The sequence below is a fragment of the Escherichia sp. E4385 genome, from assembly GCF_963883145.1.
Taxonomy (GTDB): domain Bacteria; phylum Pseudomonadota; class Gammaproteobacteria; order Enterobacterales; family Enterobacteriaceae; genus Escherichia.
In genome coordinates this window covers 53,626-70,868 of record NZ_CAWOOJ010000012.1, presented here as the reverse complement: position 1 = coordinate 70,868, position 17,243 = coordinate 53,626, and the positions used below count along the sequence as shown (strand labels likewise).

Genomic DNA, 17,243 nt, shown 5'->3' with positions numbered 1-17,243 from the left:
TGTCAATTTTTACTGGAGCAGGCATTTTCAGTTATGATTGTGGGAATTATAAAAAGGAGAGGCCATGCGTTCGATTGCCAGACGTACCGCAGTGGGAGCTGCACTATTACTTGTAATGCCGGTAGCTGTATGGATTTCTGGCTGGCGTTGGCAACCAGGAGATCAAAGTTGGCTGTTAAAAGCGGCCTTTTGGATCACTGAAACCGTTACTCAGCCCTGGGGCGTCATTACACATCTGATTTTATTCGCTTGGTTTCTCTGGTGTCTGCGTTTTCGCCTCAAAGCCGCAATTATGCTGTTTACCATTCTGGCTGCGGCGATCCTCATTGGACAAGGCGTGAAATCCTGGATAAAAGATAAAGTTCAGGAGCCGCGCCCCTTTGTGATATGGCTGGAAAAAACACATCATATTCCGGTTGAGGAGTTCTACACTTTAAAACGTGCGGAACGCGGAAGTTTAGTGAAAGAACAGTTGGCTGCAGAAAATAATATACCGGGCTATTTACGCTCTCACTGGCAGAAAGAGACGGGTTTTGCCTTTCCTTCCGGTCACACGATGTTTGCTGCCAGTTGGGCGCTGCTGGCCGTTGGGTTACTGTGGCCGCGTCGGCGAACGTTCACCATTGCACTCTTGCTGGTTTGGGCCACGGGAGTCATGGGAAGCCGCCTACTGCTCGGGATGCATTGGCCGCGTGATTTGGTGGTGGCTACATTGATTTCGTGGGCGCTGGTGGCGGTGGCAACCTGGCTTGCACAACGAATTTGTGGGCCATTAACACCACCTCCGGAAGAAAATCGTGAGATAGCGCAACGAGAAGAAGAAAGTTAACGCTGGTTGATTTTCTGATTTTCGCCCTTAAATCACCAACAATGCACGTAGTTGCCATTTCGCAGTCGGCGTGAAAATGGTACTTTAAAGGGCTATTGCGGTAAGTTGACCATAATTTATGCGCTCTAACCACATAACGGGAAGTAATGTGAAATATTTACTCATTTTCTTATTGGTGTTGGCGATTTTCGTGATTTCGGTCACGTTAGGTGCGCAGAACGATCAACAGGTGACGTTTAACTATCTGTTAGCGCAAGGGGAGTATCGTATCTCTACTTTGCTGGCGGTATTGTTTGCTGCGGGTTTTGCTATCGGTTGGTTAATTTGCGGACTGTTCTGGCTGCGAGTTCGTGTTTCTCTGGCGCGTGCTGAACGTAAAATAAAGCGACTGGAAAACCAGCTTTCACCCGCGACTGATGTGGCGGTAGCGCCGCATGCGTCAGTGGCGAAGGAATAACCTTCTATGCTGGAGTTGTTGTTTCTGCTTTTGCCTGTAGCCGCTGCCTATGGCTGGTATATGGGCCGCAGAAGTGCGCAACAAAACAAGCAAGATGAAGCCAATCGCCTGTCACGTGATTACGTGGCGGGGGTTAACTTTCTGCTTAGCAATCAACAAGATAAGGCGGTGGACCTGTTCCTCGATATGCTCAAAGAGGACACCGGCACCGTTGAAGCCCACCTTACGCTCGGAAACTTGTTCCGATCCCGTGGCGAAGTCGATCGCGCAATTCGCATCCACCAAACCTTAATGGAAAGCGCCTCGCTGACCTATGAACAGCGCCTGTTGGCAATTCAGCAACTGGGTCGTGATTACATGGCTGCCGGATTGTACGATCGTGCGGAAGATATGTTTAATCAATTGACTGATGAAACTGACTTCCGTGTTGGCGCTTTGCAACAACTCCTGCAAATCTACCAGGCCACCAGTGAATGGCAAAAGGCGATCGATGTCGCCGAACGTTTGGTTAAACTGGGTAAAGATAAACAGCGGGTCGAAATAGCTCATTTCTATTGTGAATTAGCTCTTCAATACATTGCCAGCGAAGATCTCGATCGTGCCATGACGTTGCTGAAAAAAGGGGCGGCGGCCGACAAAAACAGCGCGCGCGTATCCATCATGATGGGGCGTGTTTTTATGGCCAAAGGCGAGTATGGCAAAGCGGTCGAAAGCCTGCAACGCGTTATTTCTCAGGACAGAGAACTGGTCAGCGAAACGCTGGAAATGCTGCAAACCTGCTATCAGCAGTTGGGTAAAACTGACGAATGGGCAGAGTTTCTCCAGCGAGCGGTGGAAGAAAATACGGGTGCTGATGCTGAACTGATGCTTGCTGACATCATTGAATCGCGTGACGGGAGCGATGCAGCTCAGGTTTACATTACGCGGCAGTTGCAACGTCATCCAACCATGCGCGTGTTCCACAAATTGATGGATTACCACCTCAATGAAGCGGAAGAAGGGCGTGCAAAAGAGAGCCTGATGGTGCTGCGCGATATGGTTGGTGAGAAGGTACGCAGTAAGCCGCGTTATCGCTGCCAGAAGTGTGGTTTTACCGCTTATACCCTTTACTGGCATTGTCCGTCCTGTCGGGCCTGGTCGACCATTAAACCAATTCGTGGTCTGGACGGTCTGTAGTTTTTAAAAAAAATCAACTTTAGTTACAACATACTAATGGTTGTTATCAACAAATGTGCTTCGGTAACGCCTGCATGAAAAAGCCTGACAGGGGAGAAATCGCAACTGTTAATTTTTTATTTCCACGGGTAGAATGCACGCCGTTTACCTTTTTCGCGCCACTTCCGGTGCCCATCATCAAGAAGGTCTGGTCATGACGTTAACTGCTTCATCTTCTTCCCGCGCTGTTACGCGTTCTCCCGTCGTTGTTGCCCTTGATTATAATAATCGTGATGCTGCGCTGGCATTTGTCGACAAAATCGACCCACGCGATTGTCGTCTGAAAGTTGGCAAAGAGATGTTTACGCTGTTTGGGCCACAGTTTGTCCGTGAACTGCAAGAGCGTGGTTTTGATATCTTCCTTGACCTGAAATTTCACGACATTCCCAACACAGCAGCGCACGCCGTGGCCGCAGCGGCTGACTTAGGTGTGTGGATGGTGAATGTTCATGCATCTGGCGGGGCGCGTATGATGACCGCTGCTCGTGAGGCGCTGGTTCCGTTTGGCAAAGACGCGCCGTTGTTAATAGCGGTAACTGTGCTGACTAGCATGGAATCAAGCGATCTGGCGGATCTCGGCGTGACACTGTCACCAGCGGATTATGCAGAGCGTCTGGCGGCGCTGACACAAAAATGTGGTCTTGATGGCGTGGTGTGTTCTGCCCAAGAAGCCGTTCGTTTTAAACAAGCGTTTGGTCAGGACTTCAAACTGGTTACGCCGGGTATTCGTCCTCAGGGGAGTGATGCTGGAGACCAGCGCCGCATTATGACGCCAGAACAGGCGCTGGCAGCTGGGGTTGATTATATGGTGATTGGTCGCCCGGTGACGCAATCTGCGGATCCAGCGCAAACGCTGAAAGCGATCAACGCCTCGTTACAGCGGAGTGCATAATGAGTGATTCCAACAGCCGTCTGGTCTATTCAACGGAGACTGGACGTATCGATGAACCGAAATTAGCCCCTGTACGCCCTAAAGGTGATGGCGTTGTGCGTATTCAACGTCAAACCAGCGGTCGCAAAGGTAAGGGTGTTTGCCTGATTACTGGTGTTGATCTCGATGAAGCTGAACTGATAAAGCTAGCGGCAGAACTGAAGAAAAAATGCGGCTGCGGAGGGTCAGTAAAAGAAGGAATTATCGAAATTCAGGGAGATAAGCGTGATTTATTAAAATCAATGCTTGAAGCGAAAGGCATGAAGGTAAAACTCGCCGGCGGTTAACAAAAAAAGCCACGAAAATATTCCGTGGCTTTCGTTTATTTTACTGTGTGTATTATTCAGTTATTTCGTACTGAACAGAGTTAAGCGTATTATAATTGCGAGTCGCTAATCGACATTTATTTACGATTATTTACCGACCTGGTGACCGATAATACCACCGACTGCCGCACCGCCTAACGTACCCAGCGTGCTGCCATCAGTCAGTACTGCGCCACCTAAAGCACCTGCACCCGCACCGATTGCGGTATTACGATCTCGTTTAGACCAGTTAGAACAGGCACTCAGAGACATAGCCAGCGTAATCGCCAGAACAGCCGCGGTCATTTTTTTGCTCGTTACAAACATAATACTCTCTCCTGAATTTATGATTCACGGAAGTAAACTCTCTTTAACTATAATAGTTAAGACGCTTTCTGAAAAAGTTATTTTCCGTGAAATCCTCTCGCGCAGGGTTATATCACGCAGGTGACAGTCACTTCCTGTTATATCGCTAATGTTAAGTTTACAACTTTGAAGTTTTAAGGACAGGTAAATAGTCTTAATTAACAGCCAGGAATCATCTTAGAGCGGATGATTTGCGAAAGTGCAAATCATCCGTAGAGGAGGGGAAATTAATTGTCGACGACGTGAACTGTCAGTCTATTATGCTCAAGATGCAACAGGTGGCTGGCAGGTATCTTCGAGTCGGTAATGACCCGTTTGATTTTCTCAACAGGGCCGATGGAGTAAGAATGTACGGCACCAAATTTTGAGCTGTCCGTCAGAACTATTGCTTCGCACTCTTTTTCCAGCACTGCATTGACTACGTCGGTACGCATCATGTCGCGTCCAGTAAATCCAGTTTCAGGTTGCCAGCCATCAATACCAATAAATGCCTTACTGAAATGAACCTGCTGGATACACTGACGTGTCAGAGGGCCAACCATGCTTTCGCTTTTCTTCTGGTACACGCCACCAAGTAAAATGACTTCACAGGGGGCGTCTTTCAACAAATGCGCAATGTAGCTGCTAACCGTAATGATGGTAACATCTTTCTTCTGTTCGCCTAACGTGCGAGCCAAAAGGGCATTGCTGCTGCCATTTTCAATAAAGATAGTTTCACCTGACTGAACCAGAGAAGCCGCAAACTCGGCAAGTTTACGCTTCAGCGTATAATTACTCATCATCCGGGTTTCAACATCATCGCTATCAAGCGAAACTGCAAAACCATGCGCGCGGCGCAGATAACTCAGTTTTTCGAGGGTGTTGAGATCCTGGCGAATAGTAACTTCAGAAACACCAGTGGCTTTTGCCAGTTCGGTTACGCTAACCTGACCCTGGTCAATGACCATCTGTAGAATTGTTTGTTGTCGGGAATTCATCGCTGTAATTCTTATAACGTTATAATATTCAATAAAAAAGCTGACGCGCCTGGCATCCTTTTCTGCTAAATGGAAAGCCTGAAAGCACGACTGTTAAATCTCCCACGGTGCCTTCGGGATGTCTGGCGTAGATGCAGCAACCTGGCGCAAGAGTTCTGCTTTTAGTATCTCGAGATTATGGATCGCAGAGTGGTGATCGCCCGCCACAAGGATATCTAACACAATATCAATACGTTCGGCAACGCGCTGGGCATCAAATTCAGACATGAGGGTATCCTTATGGCAAATAAAGGCAAAAATGAATAATGCAAAAATTGCCACTAAAAGAGAAGCGTATAGTGGCAAAGGCCAATTTTCATTCAAGAAAATGATGTGTGATAAGATTATATATCGCTAATTATATACATTCGTCTCTTTATAAGCGTTTCAGGTAACGTTTAAACCAACGTTCAAAGGCCACGGCAGGCATTGGTTTGGCAAACAAAAATCCTTGCCTCTCATTGATGCCGTTTTTGGTTAAAAAGGCATCTTCTTTTGTGCTTTCCACGCCTTCGGCGATGACTTGCAGATTCAATGCCTGGGCGACGGCGACAATCGCGCGCACTAATGACTGCGAGACAGGTTGTTTGTGAATATTACGGACAAAAGCTTGGTCAAGTTTAATCGCATCGATGGGAAAACGGGCCAGTTGCGAAAGCGAAGAGTAACCGGTGCCAAAATCATCCAAATGCACTTGCGCGCCTAACTGACTAAATTGCTGAATGACGGAGAGGGCGAGTTCATCATTTTCTATCAGACAGCTTTCAGTTAACTCGATATCAATAGGGCAGTATTCAAAATTCAGTTCTTGAAGAACCTGCTTCAGATCGGTAAAAAGAGTTTGATCGGCAAACTGGCGAGCAGAGATGTTCACCGCTACCCGCAGATTAATGCCTTTATCACGCCATTTCGCCACCTGACGCACCACATCGAGAATCACCCAACGTCCTAATGGAACAATTAGCCCAGACTCTTCTGCATAGGAAATAAAGTCTAACGGGGGAATGAGTCCGCGTTCAGGCGACTGCCAGCGCACCAACGCTTCCAGGCTTCGAACTTCACCGCGCCAGGTGATTTTCGGTTGATAATGAATAACTAACTGATCGTTTTCCAGCGCTTTACGCAGGTTGGTATCAAGCCAAAGATATTCGAAAACACGTTGGTTCATTTCTGGCGAAAAAACACAGAACTGTCCGCGCCCACCTTCTTTTGCGGTGTACATTGCGGTGTCGGCATGGCGAATAATGGCTGCGCTGTCCATACCATGTTGTGGCGAAAGTGAAATACCGACGGAACAGCCAGTATAAACTTCAATTAAACCAATACGGAAGGGTTGGCGAAGCCGGGTTAAAATACGTGATGCCATCGCTTCCAGTGCGCTTTGTGATGTATTGGGTGCCAGCACCAGAAACTCATCCCCGCCAGGACGCGCCAGCACCTGATCCTGTTCAAGGCAGCTTAAAATGGCCAGTGACACCTCACGTAACAACTGGTCGCCAAATAAATGCCCGTAAGCGTCGTTTACCTTTTTAAAATTGTCTAAATCAAGATATACAACACCAACCTTACAGTCGTTAGCTTGATCAATGGCATGATCGATTAACGCCTGCATGGCGTTACGATTCGGTAGTCCAGTGATGCTGTCGGTATTTGCCAGTATGCGAAGTCGTTCCTGGGCGCGACGCTCTTCGGTAATATCGGTGCCGGAACAGATTAAATAGATCTCATTTTTGCCGCTACCGCTGTGCACAAATTTGTTGCGAAACAGAAATAGCCGTTGACCGTTGCGCGTTGGTATCCAGAGCTCAATTTCATAAGCATTACCACTGCGAAAAAAGCCTCGGTTATTGCGGCTGGATGCCGCAGCTTCACGACGGCTCATAAACAGCTTAAATACGCTTTGACCAATGACATCGTGCTCTTTGAAACCTGTGTATTCTTCACATAATCGGTTAAACCGTTGGATATTTCCCCGGCTGTCAAGAATGACTATCGCGGAATGAGCTTCAGACACTACCTGTTCAGCAAAAGAAAGCCCATGCGATAAATCGCGGGCTACTGCAAGTGTGTCATGCCATGCAGACGCGTTGCCGCCCCATTCGCGTTTATTGATTTTTCGTCCAACCAGATGCACAGAAACATCGCTCTCATTGACGGTCAGACTCATCATCAGGCTGGAAGTGATGACCGTCATTTCCCTGATGCGAGCAGCCTGTTCAGCAGTTAACTGCAAAGTACGTTCAGGTTCTGTGGTTTCGGTGGTGGAAAAGCGCAAAACATCGCTGCTTTCCGATAAACGCCAGTATGGATTGTGCGATCCGAGAAAGTTGTACAACGTTGTGGACTCCCTAACTGTTTTCATGAAGCGTGTCTTCCGGTTAACAGCGGAGTTCGCGATTAAAAGAAAGGTCCAACATGAATTACATAAAATTAGCGACGGCTAAACGTATTGTTTTATTTATATATTTATTTGTAATCCAGTTTTGGAAAAACGCCAGTTTACAAACGAAAGTCTGTGAAAAAAATCTGGGGGGATAAAAACGAATGCGGAGACGAGTAAAGTAAACGGCCCATCCGTAATGAATGGGCCGCAAAAGAATATTACGCTACCGGACGAGCAATAATGCTGCGAGTTTCCATACGAACTTCGGCAATAGTGACGTCGATAACATCGGTTACCTTGTAAACCGTTTCACCTTTAATTTGCACGGTGCCATTTTCCTGACTGCAAACCAGTTCGTCGCGTACGGCGTGTAAGAATGGCGCAGGAATAAAAGCGATAGCGCCATTATCAACCAGACGCACACGCATGCCGCCACGGCTGATATCGACAATTTCCGCCGCAAAACGGGTGTCGGTCCCGGCTTTGTCTTTCAGGAAACGGGCGTATAACCAATCACCGACATCACGTTCCGCCATCCGGTTGAGACGACGACGCTCGGCCATTTGAACGGTGATCTCATCCTGCGGACGCGTCGCCGTTTCGCCTTTGATGACCGCTTTCAGCAGACGATGGTTGATCATGTCGCCATACTTACGGATTGGTGAGGTCCAGGTGGCATACGCTTCCAGACCGAGGCCAAAGTGAGGGCCTGGCTCAGTGCTGATTTCGGCAAAGGACTGGAAACGACGAATACGGCTGTCGAGGAAACCGGTTGGTTGCGCATCCAGTTCGCGACGCAGCTTGCAGAAACCATCCAGCGTGAGCACTTCTTCAGCATCGACATGCAGACCGTGCGTTTTTAGCAATGCTGCCAGCGCTTCAGCATTTGCCGGATCAAAGCCCATATGCACGTTATAGATACCAAAACCGAGCTTATCGCGCAGTACGCGGGCAGCACAAATGTTAGCAGCAATCATCGCTTCTTCGACGATACGGTTGGCAATACGACGAGGCTCGGCGACGATATCCAGCACTTCACCTTTTTCACCGAGAATAAAACGGTAATCCGGGCGATCTTTAAACACCAGTGCATGGTTATGGCGCCACTCGCCGCGACGCTGGCAAATTTGCGCCAGAAGGCGAATTTGTTCGGCAATGGCCTCACTTTCTGGCTGCCAGTCGCCGGTGTTTTCCAGCCAGTCGGAAACCTGGTCATAAACCAGTTTCGCTTTGGACTCGATAGTCGCGGCAAAGAACTCGATATTGTCTTCAATGGTGCCATCTGCGGAGAGCGTCATCCGACACGCCAGTACCGGGCGAACTTCATTGGCGCGCAGTGAGCAGAGATCGTCGGAAAGCTCACGCGGCAGCATTGGGATGTTGAAACCTGGCAGATAGTTGGTGAATGCACGAACTTTTGCCGCTTTGTCCAGTTTGCTACCTTCTGCAATCCACGCGGTTGGATCGGCAATCGCCACGATCAGTTGCAGTTTGTCATCCGGGAGCGCCTTCGCGAAGAGGGCGTCATCCATATCTTCCGTGCTGGCGCTATCGATGGTGACAAAATCCAGTGCAGTCAGATCTTCGCGCACCAGACCTTCGTCGAGCATTTCAGTAGCAACGCCGTTCGGCGCTTCTTTTTCCAGGTTATGACGCGCCAGAGTTACCCACCACGGCACGAAGTGATCGTCGCCAAAAGTGATGTACTGCGTGAGTTCTGCATAGAAAGAACGATCGCCTTTCAATGGATGACGGCGCATTTCGGCAACTGCCCAGTCGCCTTCTTTAAATTCATGTGTCAGGCCACGGGCTGCGCGGCAAGGAATGGCATCTTTCAATAATGGATGATCAGGGACAATGGCCAGACGGTCATTCTTGCCCTGAACTTTACCCACGAAGCGGGTTAGAAAAGGTTCAACCAGTTCTTCTGGTTCGGCAGATTCACGATCTTTTTCGCTGTGGATGACTGCGATAATTCTGTCGCCATGCATCACTTTTTTCATTTGCGGCGGCGGAATGAAATAACTTTTCTGTGCATCGACTTCCAGGAAGCCAAAGCCTTTTTCAGTGGCTTTTACCACCCCTTCAGCGCGGGGCGTCTGGGAATGCAGTTGCTGTTTAAGCTGCGCTAGCAGCGGGTTGTCCTGAAACATAATTGTCTATTTTGGTGGCCATTAGAGCGGCTGACAGTTTTACGCGATTCTGTCTGACGCAGCAAGGTTAATATGTTTCACCCAACGCGATTTTTAAGCGATTGATCCAGCCACAAAGCCCGCTCCATACCAACAAATTAATAACCTGTGTTGATGATATTTCGTGTTCGAGTAATGGGCTGAACTGGGCGGCGCTAAAGCGATCGGGTGCTCGGGTCAGCCATTGTATCGCCTGAACGGTAGCGCGCTCAACACAATGGCTATCAGCCCACCGATTAATTTCATTTTCGCCCTGACGTAGAATGAGGATTGCCTCTTTATATTCTGTTGTTGAATATGTTTGACTAGCGAAGCAAGCGGCGCTGCCATTAATCCGCGCGGTTAACAACGTCGCAAGTTGATGGTTGGTTTTGGCGCTAACCAATGTGCTGGCGAATAGCTCCTCAAGGCGTGAAAGTAGAGCTGGGTGAAGATTGAGTATTTCGGTCAGTTGGCTGAGTTCAACCGACGAACTATTCACCGCATCTTCACATGATTTTTCTACGGCGTAGCAGGTACGCCAGCGAGTTGATTCATTCGCAAACAGTGATGCATCGGCGTAGTTTTGCATCTCCAGACCGGGTAGCCAACGAACTGGTTGCTCAAGATAAGCCTGCAATGAGGCAATCACTCGCGCCTGAAAACCGACAAAGCCAATAATTTGGGTAATGAACACACAGTCCCAGGCGGTAAGGCCGACATCTTTAAGATGCTCACGGGATCGACCGTCGATAATAGATGGAGAGAAGGCCAGTTGGCGGGCATATTGTGTGATTTGCGCCAGCCGATGATTACTTTCCCTGGAGGAATCCGGTCCAGGAAGTGGTGTCAGGCGCGCGGAATAGTAGTTGCACAACCGCTGGACGCCGCAGACCTGGGCAACAGTCAGGGCAGTCGACAGGCGTTCATAAGCGGTGAATGTCTGCAAGCGGGTCACGGCCAGCTGATCCGGGAACAATGCTCCAGCGAGTGCACGTGCGGGTGCCAGCCATGACTGAAAAGGGGCCAGCGTTTGTTCCTCAAGAATCACGTCGAGCAAAAAAGGGTCGTTGACCTTTGCGGCTTCGGGTACAAGTGGCAGAACGTTATGCTCTGAAGTGCTGGATTGGATTTCATGATACCAATGGCTTTTGCCTGAACTGTGGCGTTGTTCCATGGGCGCTCCTTGGTCATAACGGAAATCGTTATCCTGACGCAAGGCGGGAAGGGGAGAAAGACGGATCGGCGATAACAAATATCAGAAAGGTATAACAGAGAAAACGGGCGGCAGAACGCCGCCCATCTTGACCAACAGAACGATTATTTCAGTTCCAGTTCGTTCATTGCAGCGATGCTGAAACCGCCGTCAACGTGGACCACTTCACCGGAGATACCGGCAGAGAGATCGGAGCACAGGAACGCTGCGGAGTTACCCACATCTTCGATGGTAACGGTACGACGAATCGGCGTAACGGCTTCGCAGTGCGCCAGCATTTTACGGAAGTCTTTGATGCCGGAAGCGGCCAGCGTACGGATCGGACCTGCGGAAATGGCGTTAACACGCACACCTTCCGGCCCCATTGCGTTGGCCATATAGCGCACGTTAGCTTCCAGAGACGCTTTTGCCAGACCCATAACGTTGTAGTTCGGGATAGCGCGCTCAGCGCCCAGGTAGGAAAGGGTCAGCAGAGCAGAGCCCGGATTCAGCATGGAGCGGCAAGCTTTTGCCATTGCAACGAAGCTGTAGGAGCTAATGTCGTGGGCAATTTTGAAGCCTTCACGAGTTACGGCGTTAACATAGTCGCCATCCAGCTGATCGCCAGGTGCAAAACCAATAGAGTGTACGAAACCGTCAAATTTCGGCCAAACTTTACCCAGTTCAGCGAACATGGTGTCGATGCTGGCATCTTCGGCAACATCGCACTGCAGAACGATGTCAGAACCTAATTGAGCGGCAAATTCTTCTACGCGGCCTTTCAGTTTGTCGTTCTGGTAGGTGAATGCCAGTTCAGCTCCTTCGCGGTGCATCGCCTGAGCGATACCGTAGGCGATGGACAGTTTGCTGGCAACACCGGTTACCAGAATGCGCTTACCGGAAAGAAAACCCATAGCTTTAATCCTTATTGTTGATGCTTGTTGTGCCTGAAAATCAGGCGATTCGTCGTTTTAGTAAACAGTACGAACAGATAAACGGTTATTATAATCAACCTGGCTGTGGGTGGCTATAGTTGCGCTTTCTGTACCGGAGAGAATCAGCAGTCCAGAGCATTTTGCGACGCCTGCAAGGGGCAGGTTGTGGAAATATCTTATAGCGTCTGGCTTTAAAACTATTCGTATTACTTCCGGTAAGTTTGATGATAAAACAGACGCGGATTTATCAGGTCCGGCGTTTGTTGTGTCATCGGCGATTAATACTCTGGCGCCAATCAGTCGCTGTCTTATCTCTGACAAATAGCCCCCAAATTAATATTGTCAACTATCTTCACAGAATCTCCACAATCTCTTCATTATCAGAATATACACCATGAATAAGATAAAAATACTTTCCCTCACTTTGGAGAAATGTATAATTGGCAAAAATGAGAATGATCGTTCTCACTAAGTGGAAGGACAGGAGACAGAAATGACCAGCAAGCTGGAGATACGTCACAAACAGCGTCAGGATGAAATCATCAACGCCGCCCGTCGGTGTTTTCGTCGCTGCGGTTTTCACGCCGCCAGTATGTCGCAAATTGCCAGCGAAGCTCAGCTTAGCGTGGGTCAGATATATCGTTACTTCGCCAATAAAGACGCCATTATTGAAGAGATGGTTCGCCGTATCATCGACTTTCGTATTGCCCAGATGGACATTGACGCGCGTACCGATCACTTCCCGGAAGTTCTTGCTTTGCGGAAATCCTTAAATGAGGACGACGACGCGTTGATGCTGGAAGTGGCTGCAGAAGCCACACGCAACCCACGGGTGATGGCGATGCTCGAGGAAGCTGACGCCAGAATGTTCGCTAACGGTTGTGCACATATGAAAAGAATGCATCCCCATCTTAGCGATGAGCACATTCGTTGCTGCGTTGAAGTGCTTGCCACCATGATGGAAGGTACGGTTTATCGTCGCTTGACACCGCAAAAAAGCGATCCCCAACGTCTGCAAAAAATATATCAGGACATTGTTAGTATGTTGATAAATTAATAAGAAAAGAATTAACCGATAGTGGGGGATATTAATCCCCCTTATTTCATTGCGAAATTCATTTCGCGATGCGGGTTCGTTATATCTGAATATCCTTGGCATATCCTCATTAATTTTAATGAGGAGGGTATTGTTCACCCTGGAGAAAATAATGAAGTATATGGCAACGTCTGTAGTGGCAATGCTACTCTTATCTGGTTGTGATAATACGCAAAATAACAATTCATCCCCGTCGGAAACTGAAGTGGGCGTTGTTACGCTCAAATCTCAACCGGTTTCGGTAGTCAGTGAATTAACCGGGCGCACCAGTGCGGCACTCAGTGCTGAAGTACGTCCGCAGGTTGGGGGAATTATCCAGAAACGCCTATTTACTGAAGGCGATTTGGTTAAGGCCGGACAACCACTGTACCAAATTGATGCGGCCAGTTATCGGGCGGCATGGAATGAAGCCCGGGCAGCATTACAACAGGCACAGGCACTGGTAAAAGCCGATTGCCAGAAAGCGCAGCGTTATGCCCGACTGGTGAAAGATAACGGTGTCTCACAACAGGATGCTGATGATGCTCAGTCTACCTGCGCACAAGATAAAGCCAGTGTTGAAGCGAAAAAAGCCGCACTGGAAACCGCGCGCATTAATCTTGACTGGACCACGGTAACCGCGCCGATTTCGGGGCGTATTGGCATTTCGTCGGTGACCCCTGGCGCACTGGTGACCGCGTCGCAGGATACGGCGTTAACGACCATTCGTGGTCTGGATACAATGTATGTCGACCTCACTCGCTCCAGTGTCGATTTATTACGTCTGCGCAAACAGTCACTGGCGACCAACAGTGACACCATGAGCGTCTCACTTATTCTGGAAGATGGCACAACCTACAGCGAAAAAGGGCGTCTGGAACTCACCGAAGTCGCTGTGGATGAGTCTACCGGCTCGGTGACATTACGGGCGATTTTCCCCAATCCACAACAACAGTTATTACCAGGCATGTTTGTTCGCGCTCGTGTCGATGAAGGCGTGATGGAAGACGCTATTCTCGCGCCTCAACAGGGCGTCACGCGCGATGCTAAAGGCAATGCAACTGCGCTGGTGGTGAATAAAGACAATAAAGTAGAGCAGCGAACGCTCGAAACGGGAGAAACGTATGGTGATAAATGGCTGGTGCTGAACGGCCTGCATGACGGCGACCGACTGATTGTTGAAGGTTCCGCCAAAGTAACTTCAGGGCAGACCGTCAAGGCTGTTGAAGTTCAGGCTAATGGAGGCAACGCCTGATGTTTTCGCGCTTTTTTGTTCGCCGTCCGGTCTTTGCCTGGGTTATCGCCATTTTGATTATGTTGGCGGGTATTCTGGCCATTCGCACATTACCCGTCGCGCAATATCCTGACGTTGCGCCGCCGACCATAAAAATTTCAGCCACTTATACCGGTGCTTCAGCCGAAACGCTGGAGAACAGCGTGACCCAGGTTATCGAACAGCAACTCACCGGGCTGGATAATTTGCTCTATTTTAGCTCAACCAGCAGCTCTGATGGTTCGGTCAGTATTAATGTGACCTTTGAACAAGGTACCGATCCCGACACTGCACAGGTTCAGGTGCAGAATAAAATTCAGCAGGCTGAGTCACGCTTACCGAGTGAAGTGCAGCAAACGGGCGTCACAGTGGAAAAATCACAAAGCAACTTTTTGCTGATTGCTGCCGTGTATGACACCACTGACAAAGCCTCCAGTTCGGATATCGCCGACTGGTTGGTCAGTAACGTTCAGGACCCGCTGGCGCGCGTTGAAGGTGTGGGGAGTCTGCAAGTCTTTGGCGCAGAATATGCTATGCGCATCTGGCTTGACCCGGCCAAACTGGCGTCTTACTCGCTGATGCCTTCAGACGTGCAAAGTGCTATCGAAGCGCAAAACGTGCAGGTTACTGCCGGGAAAATTGGGGCATTGCCTTCACCGAATACTCAGCAACTGACGGCGACAGTACGTGCGCAGTCTCGTTTGCAGACGGTGGATCAGTTCAAAAATATTATCGTGAAAAGCCAGTCAGACGGTGCAGTTGTTCGCATAAAAGATGTGGCTCGCGTTGAGATGGGCAGTGAAGATTATACCGCGATCGGCAAACTTAACGGTCACCCGTCTGCCGGGGTTGCTGTAATGCTTTCGCCCGGTGCGAATGCGCTGAATACGGCGACGCTGGTCAAGGATAAGATTGCCGAATTCCAGCGCAATATGCCGCAGGGGTACGCCATCGCATACCCGAAAGACAGCACTGAATTTATTAAAATCTCCGTAGAGGACGTGATTCAGACACTGTTTGAAGCCATCGTACTGGTGGTTTGCGTGATGTATTTATTCCTGCAAAACCTGCGCGCCACACTGATTCCGGCGTTAGCTGTCCCCGTCGTTTTGCTGGGCACATTCGGCGTTCTTGCGTTGTTTGGCTATTCGATTAATACCCTGACGTTGTTTGCAATGGTGCTGGCGATCGGCTTGCTGGTGGACGATGCCATTGTGGTGGTGGAGAACGTCGAACGCATTATGCGTGACGAAGGGTTGCCTGCGCGTGAAGCCACGGAAAAATCAATGGGCGAGATTTCTGGCGCACTGGTTGCTATTGCGCTGGTGTTGTCAGCCGTATTCCTGCCGATGGCCTTCTTTGGGGGATCTACGGGAGTAATTTATCGTCAGTTTTCGATAACCATTATCTCCGCAATGCTGCTTTCCGTGGTGGTGGCATTGACCTTGACTCCCGCGCTGTGCGGTTCCGTCCTTCAGCATGTTCCACCGCATAAAAAAGGCTTTTTCGGCGCATTTAACCGCTTTTACCGCCGTACTGAAGATAAATATCAGCGAGGCGTAATTTATGTCCTGCGCCGTGCTGCCCGAACGATGGGTGTTTATGCCGTGCTGGGTGGCGGAATGGCCCTGATGATGTGGAAACTGCCGGGCAGTTTCTTACCCACTGAAGACCAGGGCGAAATCATGGTGCAGTACACGCTGCCAGCTGGGGCGACCGCGGCTCGTACAGCAGAAGTGAATCGCCAGATTGTTGACTGGTTCCTGGTAAACGAAAAAGCAAATACAGATGTCATCTTTACCGTTGATGGTTTCAGTTTTAGCGGCAGCGGACAGAATACCGGGATGGCGTTTGTCTCGTTGAAAAACTGGTCACAACGTAAAGGGGCAGAAAATACCGCCCAGGCTATCGCCTTACGGGCAACCAAAGAGTTGGGCACAATTCGTGATGCCACGGTATTTGCCATGACGCCGCCAGCCGTTGACGGACTGGGGCAAAGCAATGGCTTTACGTTTGAATTAATGGCAAGTGGTGCGACTGACCGTGAAACCTTACTTAAAATGCGTAATCAGTTGATTGAACAGGCTAATCAAAGCCCTGAATTGATTTCTGTGCGCGCCAATGACCTGCCGCAAATGCCGCAATTGCAGGTAGATATCGATAACAATAAAGCCGTATCGCTGGGGTTGAGCTTAAGCGATGTCACCAACACGCTGGCCAGCGCGTGGGGCGGTACTTATGTGAATGACTTTATTGACCGTGGTCGTGTGAAGAAAGTCTACATTCAGGGCGACAGTGAATTTCGTTCCGCGCCGTCAGATTTAGGGAAATGGTTTGTGCGCGGTAGCGATAACGCCATGACGCCGTTCTCTGCTTTTGCCACTACACGTTGGATCTATGGCCCGGAAAAACTGGTTCGCTACAACGGTTCTGCGGCTTATGAAATTCAGGGGGAAAACGCGACTGGCTTTAGTTCCGGCGATGCAATGACAAAAATGGAGGAACTGGCAAACAGTCTTCCTGCGGGAACGACCTGGGCCTGGAGTGGTTTGTCATTGCAGGAGAAACTGGCCAGTGGTCAGGCATTAAGTCTGTACGCAGTCTCTATTCTGGTGGTTTTCCTCTGTCTTGCAGCCCTGTACGAAAGCTGGTCAGTTCCGTTCTCGGTCATTCTGGTGATCCCACTGGGGCTTCTTGGCGCGGCGCTGGCGGCCTGGATGCGTGATTTAAACAACGATGTTTACTTCCAGGTGGCGCTATTAACCACTATCGGCTTGTCGTCGAAAAACGCCATTCTGATTGTTGAATTTGCTGAAGCGGCAGTTGCTGAGGGCCATTCCCTGAGTCGGGCGGCATTACGCGCGGCGCAGACTCGTTTACGCCCAATCATCATGACCTCGCTGGCGTTTATTGCGGGGGTAATGCCGCTGGCGATGGCGACCGGCGCAGGTGCGAACAGCCGTATCGCCATTGGTACGGGCATTATTGGCGGTACGCTGACCGCTACGTTGCTGGCTATTTTCTTTGTTCCTCTGTTTTTTGTACTGGTGAAACGTTTGTTTGCCGGTAAACCGCGCCGTCAGGAGTAAGTT

The 17,243-nt window shown here is 49.6% G+C and carries 17 protein-coding genes; 10 read left to right on the top strand and 7 right to left on the bottom strand.

Annotated elements, in window-relative coordinates; all coding sequences use genetic code 11:
* The first annotated feature begins 64 nt into the window (after nt 1-64).
* The 5 genes from pgpB to yciH all read left to right on the top strand — a co-directional run bounded on the left by pgpB (nt 65) and on the right by yciH (nt 3,719).
* Nucleotides 65-829, top strand: coding sequence for a phosphatidylglycerophosphatase B (gene pgpB, locus AACS80_RS11870; RefSeq protein WP_130259732.1), 765 nt, complete (start codon nt 65-67; stop codon nt 827-829).
* A gap of 148 nt (nt 830-977) precedes the next feature.
* On the top strand, nt 978-1,286 hold the full coding sequence (gene lapA / locus AACS80_RS11865; protein ID WP_130208843.1) for a lipopolysaccharide assembly protein LapA: 309 nt from the start codon (nt 978-980) through the stop codon (nt 1,284-1,286).
* Between the two features lie 6 nt (nt 1,287-1,292).
* Nucleotides 1,293-2,462, top strand: coding sequence for a lipopolysaccharide assembly protein LapB (gene lapB, locus AACS80_RS11860; protein ID WP_130208841.1), 1,170 nt, complete (start codon nt 1,293-1,295; stop codon nt 2,460-2,462).
* 193 nt (nt 2,463-2,655) lie between these two features.
* A complete protein-coding gene (gene pyrF, locus AACS80_RS11855; protein WP_130208839.1) occupies nt 2,656-3,393 on the top strand; it encodes an orotidine-5'-phosphate decarboxylase in 738 nt (245 codons plus the stop codon).
* Nucleotides 3,393-3,719 carry a stress response translation initiation inhibitor YciH gene (gene yciH, locus AACS80_RS11850; RefSeq protein ID WP_130208837.1) on the top strand — a complete coding sequence of 109 codons (327 nt, stop codon included), beginning with the start codon at nt 3,393-3,395 and terminating at the stop codon, nt 3,717-3,719. The genes pyrF and yciH overlap by 1 nt, the downstream gene beginning before the upstream one ends.
* Nucleotides 3,720-3,845: 126 nt before the next feature.
* Here the strand turns inward: yciH and osmB are convergent, their stop codons facing one another.
* The 3 genes from osmB to AACS80_RS11835 all read right to left on the bottom strand — a co-directional run bounded on the left by osmB (nt 3,846) and on the right by AACS80_RS11835 (nt 5,347).
* Nucleotides 3,846-4,064, bottom strand: coding sequence for an osmotically-inducible lipoprotein OsmB (gene osmB / locus AACS80_RS11845; protein ID WP_000498252.1), 219 nt, complete (start codon nt 4,062-4,064; stop codon nt 3,846-3,848).
* 266 nt (nt 4,065-4,330) lie between these two features.
* Nucleotides 4,331-5,080, bottom strand: coding sequence for a DNA-binding transcriptional regulator YciT (gene yciT, locus AACS80_RS11840; protein ID WP_130259735.1), 750 nt, complete (start codon nt 5,078-5,080; stop codon nt 4,331-4,333).
* A 93-nt stretch (nt 5,081-5,173) separates the two neighbouring features.
* Entirely contained in the window at nt 5,174-5,347 is a 174-nt protein-coding gene (locus AACS80_RS11835) for a YciZ family protein (RefSeq protein WP_130208833.1), read from the bottom strand.
* Between the two features lie 38 nt (nt 5,348-5,385).
* Between AACS80_RS11835 and AACS80_RS23975 the strand changes: the two genes are divergently transcribed.
* A complete protein-coding gene (locus AACS80_RS23975; protein WP_445236446.1) occupies nt 5,386-5,451 on the top strand; it encodes a hypothetical protein in 66 nt (21 codons plus the stop codon).
* 44 nt (nt 5,452-5,495) lie between these two features.
* Here AACS80_RS23975 and pdeR read toward each other — a convergent pair whose 3' ends face one another.
* Nucleotides 5,496-7,481 carry a cyclic di-GMP phosphodiesterase gene (pdeR, locus tag AACS80_RS11830; protein ID WP_135409882.1) on the bottom strand — a complete coding sequence of 662 codons (1,986 nt, stop codon included), beginning with the start codon at nt 7,479-7,481 and terminating at the stop codon, nt 5,496-5,498.
* A gap of 53 nt (nt 7,482-7,534) precedes the next feature.
* Between pdeR and AACS80_RS11825 the strand changes: the two genes are divergently transcribed.
* Nucleotides 7,535-7,657 (top strand): hypothetical protein, encoded by a 123-nt coding sequence (locus tag AACS80_RS11825; RefSeq protein ID WP_130208829.1) that lies wholly within the window; start codon nt 7,535-7,537, stop codon nt 7,655-7,657.
* A gap of 63 nt (nt 7,658-7,720) precedes the next feature.
* Here the strand turns inward: AACS80_RS11825 and AACS80_RS11820 are convergent, their stop codons facing one another.
* The 3 genes from AACS80_RS11820 to fabI all read right to left on the bottom strand — a co-directional run bounded on the left by AACS80_RS11820 (nt 7,721) and on the right by fabI (nt 11,782).
* Nucleotides 7,721-9,655: an exoribonuclease II gene (locus AACS80_RS11820; RefSeq protein ID WP_135409883.1), complete on the bottom strand. Its 1,935-nt coding sequence runs from the start codon at nt 9,653-9,655 to the stop codon at nt 7,721-7,723.
* Between the two features lie 67 nt (nt 9,656-9,722).
* Nucleotides 9,723-10,850 carry a carboxymuconolactone decarboxylase family protein gene (locus AACS80_RS11815; protein WP_135409884.1) on the bottom strand — a complete coding sequence of 376 codons (1,128 nt, stop codon included), beginning with the start codon at nt 10,848-10,850 and terminating at the stop codon, nt 9,723-9,725.
* Between the two features lie 143 nt (nt 10,851-10,993).
* Nucleotides 10,994-11,782: an enoyl-ACP reductase FabI gene (gene fabI, locus AACS80_RS11810; protein WP_000506490.1), complete on the bottom strand. Its 789-nt coding sequence runs from the start codon at nt 11,780-11,782 to the stop codon at nt 10,994-10,996.
* 514 nt (nt 11,783-12,296) lie between these two features.
* On the opposite strand from fabI, the gene AACS80_RS11805 reads away from it, so the two are divergent.
* The 3 genes from AACS80_RS11805 (at nt 12,297) to AACS80_RS11795 (ending at nt 17,240) form a co-directional block, all read left to right on the top strand.
* Nucleotides 12,297-12,860 carry a TetR/AcrR family transcriptional regulator gene (locus AACS80_RS11805; protein WP_130208821.1) on the top strand — a complete coding sequence of 188 codons (564 nt, stop codon included), beginning with the start codon at nt 12,297-12,299 and terminating at the stop codon, nt 12,858-12,860.
* A 151-nt stretch (nt 12,861-13,011) separates the two neighbouring features.
* Nucleotides 13,012-14,133, top strand: a complete 1,122-nt coding sequence (locus AACS80_RS11800) for an efflux RND transporter periplasmic adaptor subunit (protein ID WP_135409886.1) — start codon at nt 13,012-13,014, stop codon at nt 14,131-14,133.
* Nucleotides 14,133-17,240, top strand: a complete 3,108-nt coding sequence (locus AACS80_RS11795) for an efflux RND transporter permease subunit (RefSeq protein WP_167852398.1) — start codon at nt 14,133-14,135, stop codon at nt 17,238-17,240. The genes AACS80_RS11800 and AACS80_RS11795 overlap by 1 nt, the downstream gene beginning before the upstream one ends.
* Nucleotides 17,241-17,243: the final 3 nt, after the last annotated feature.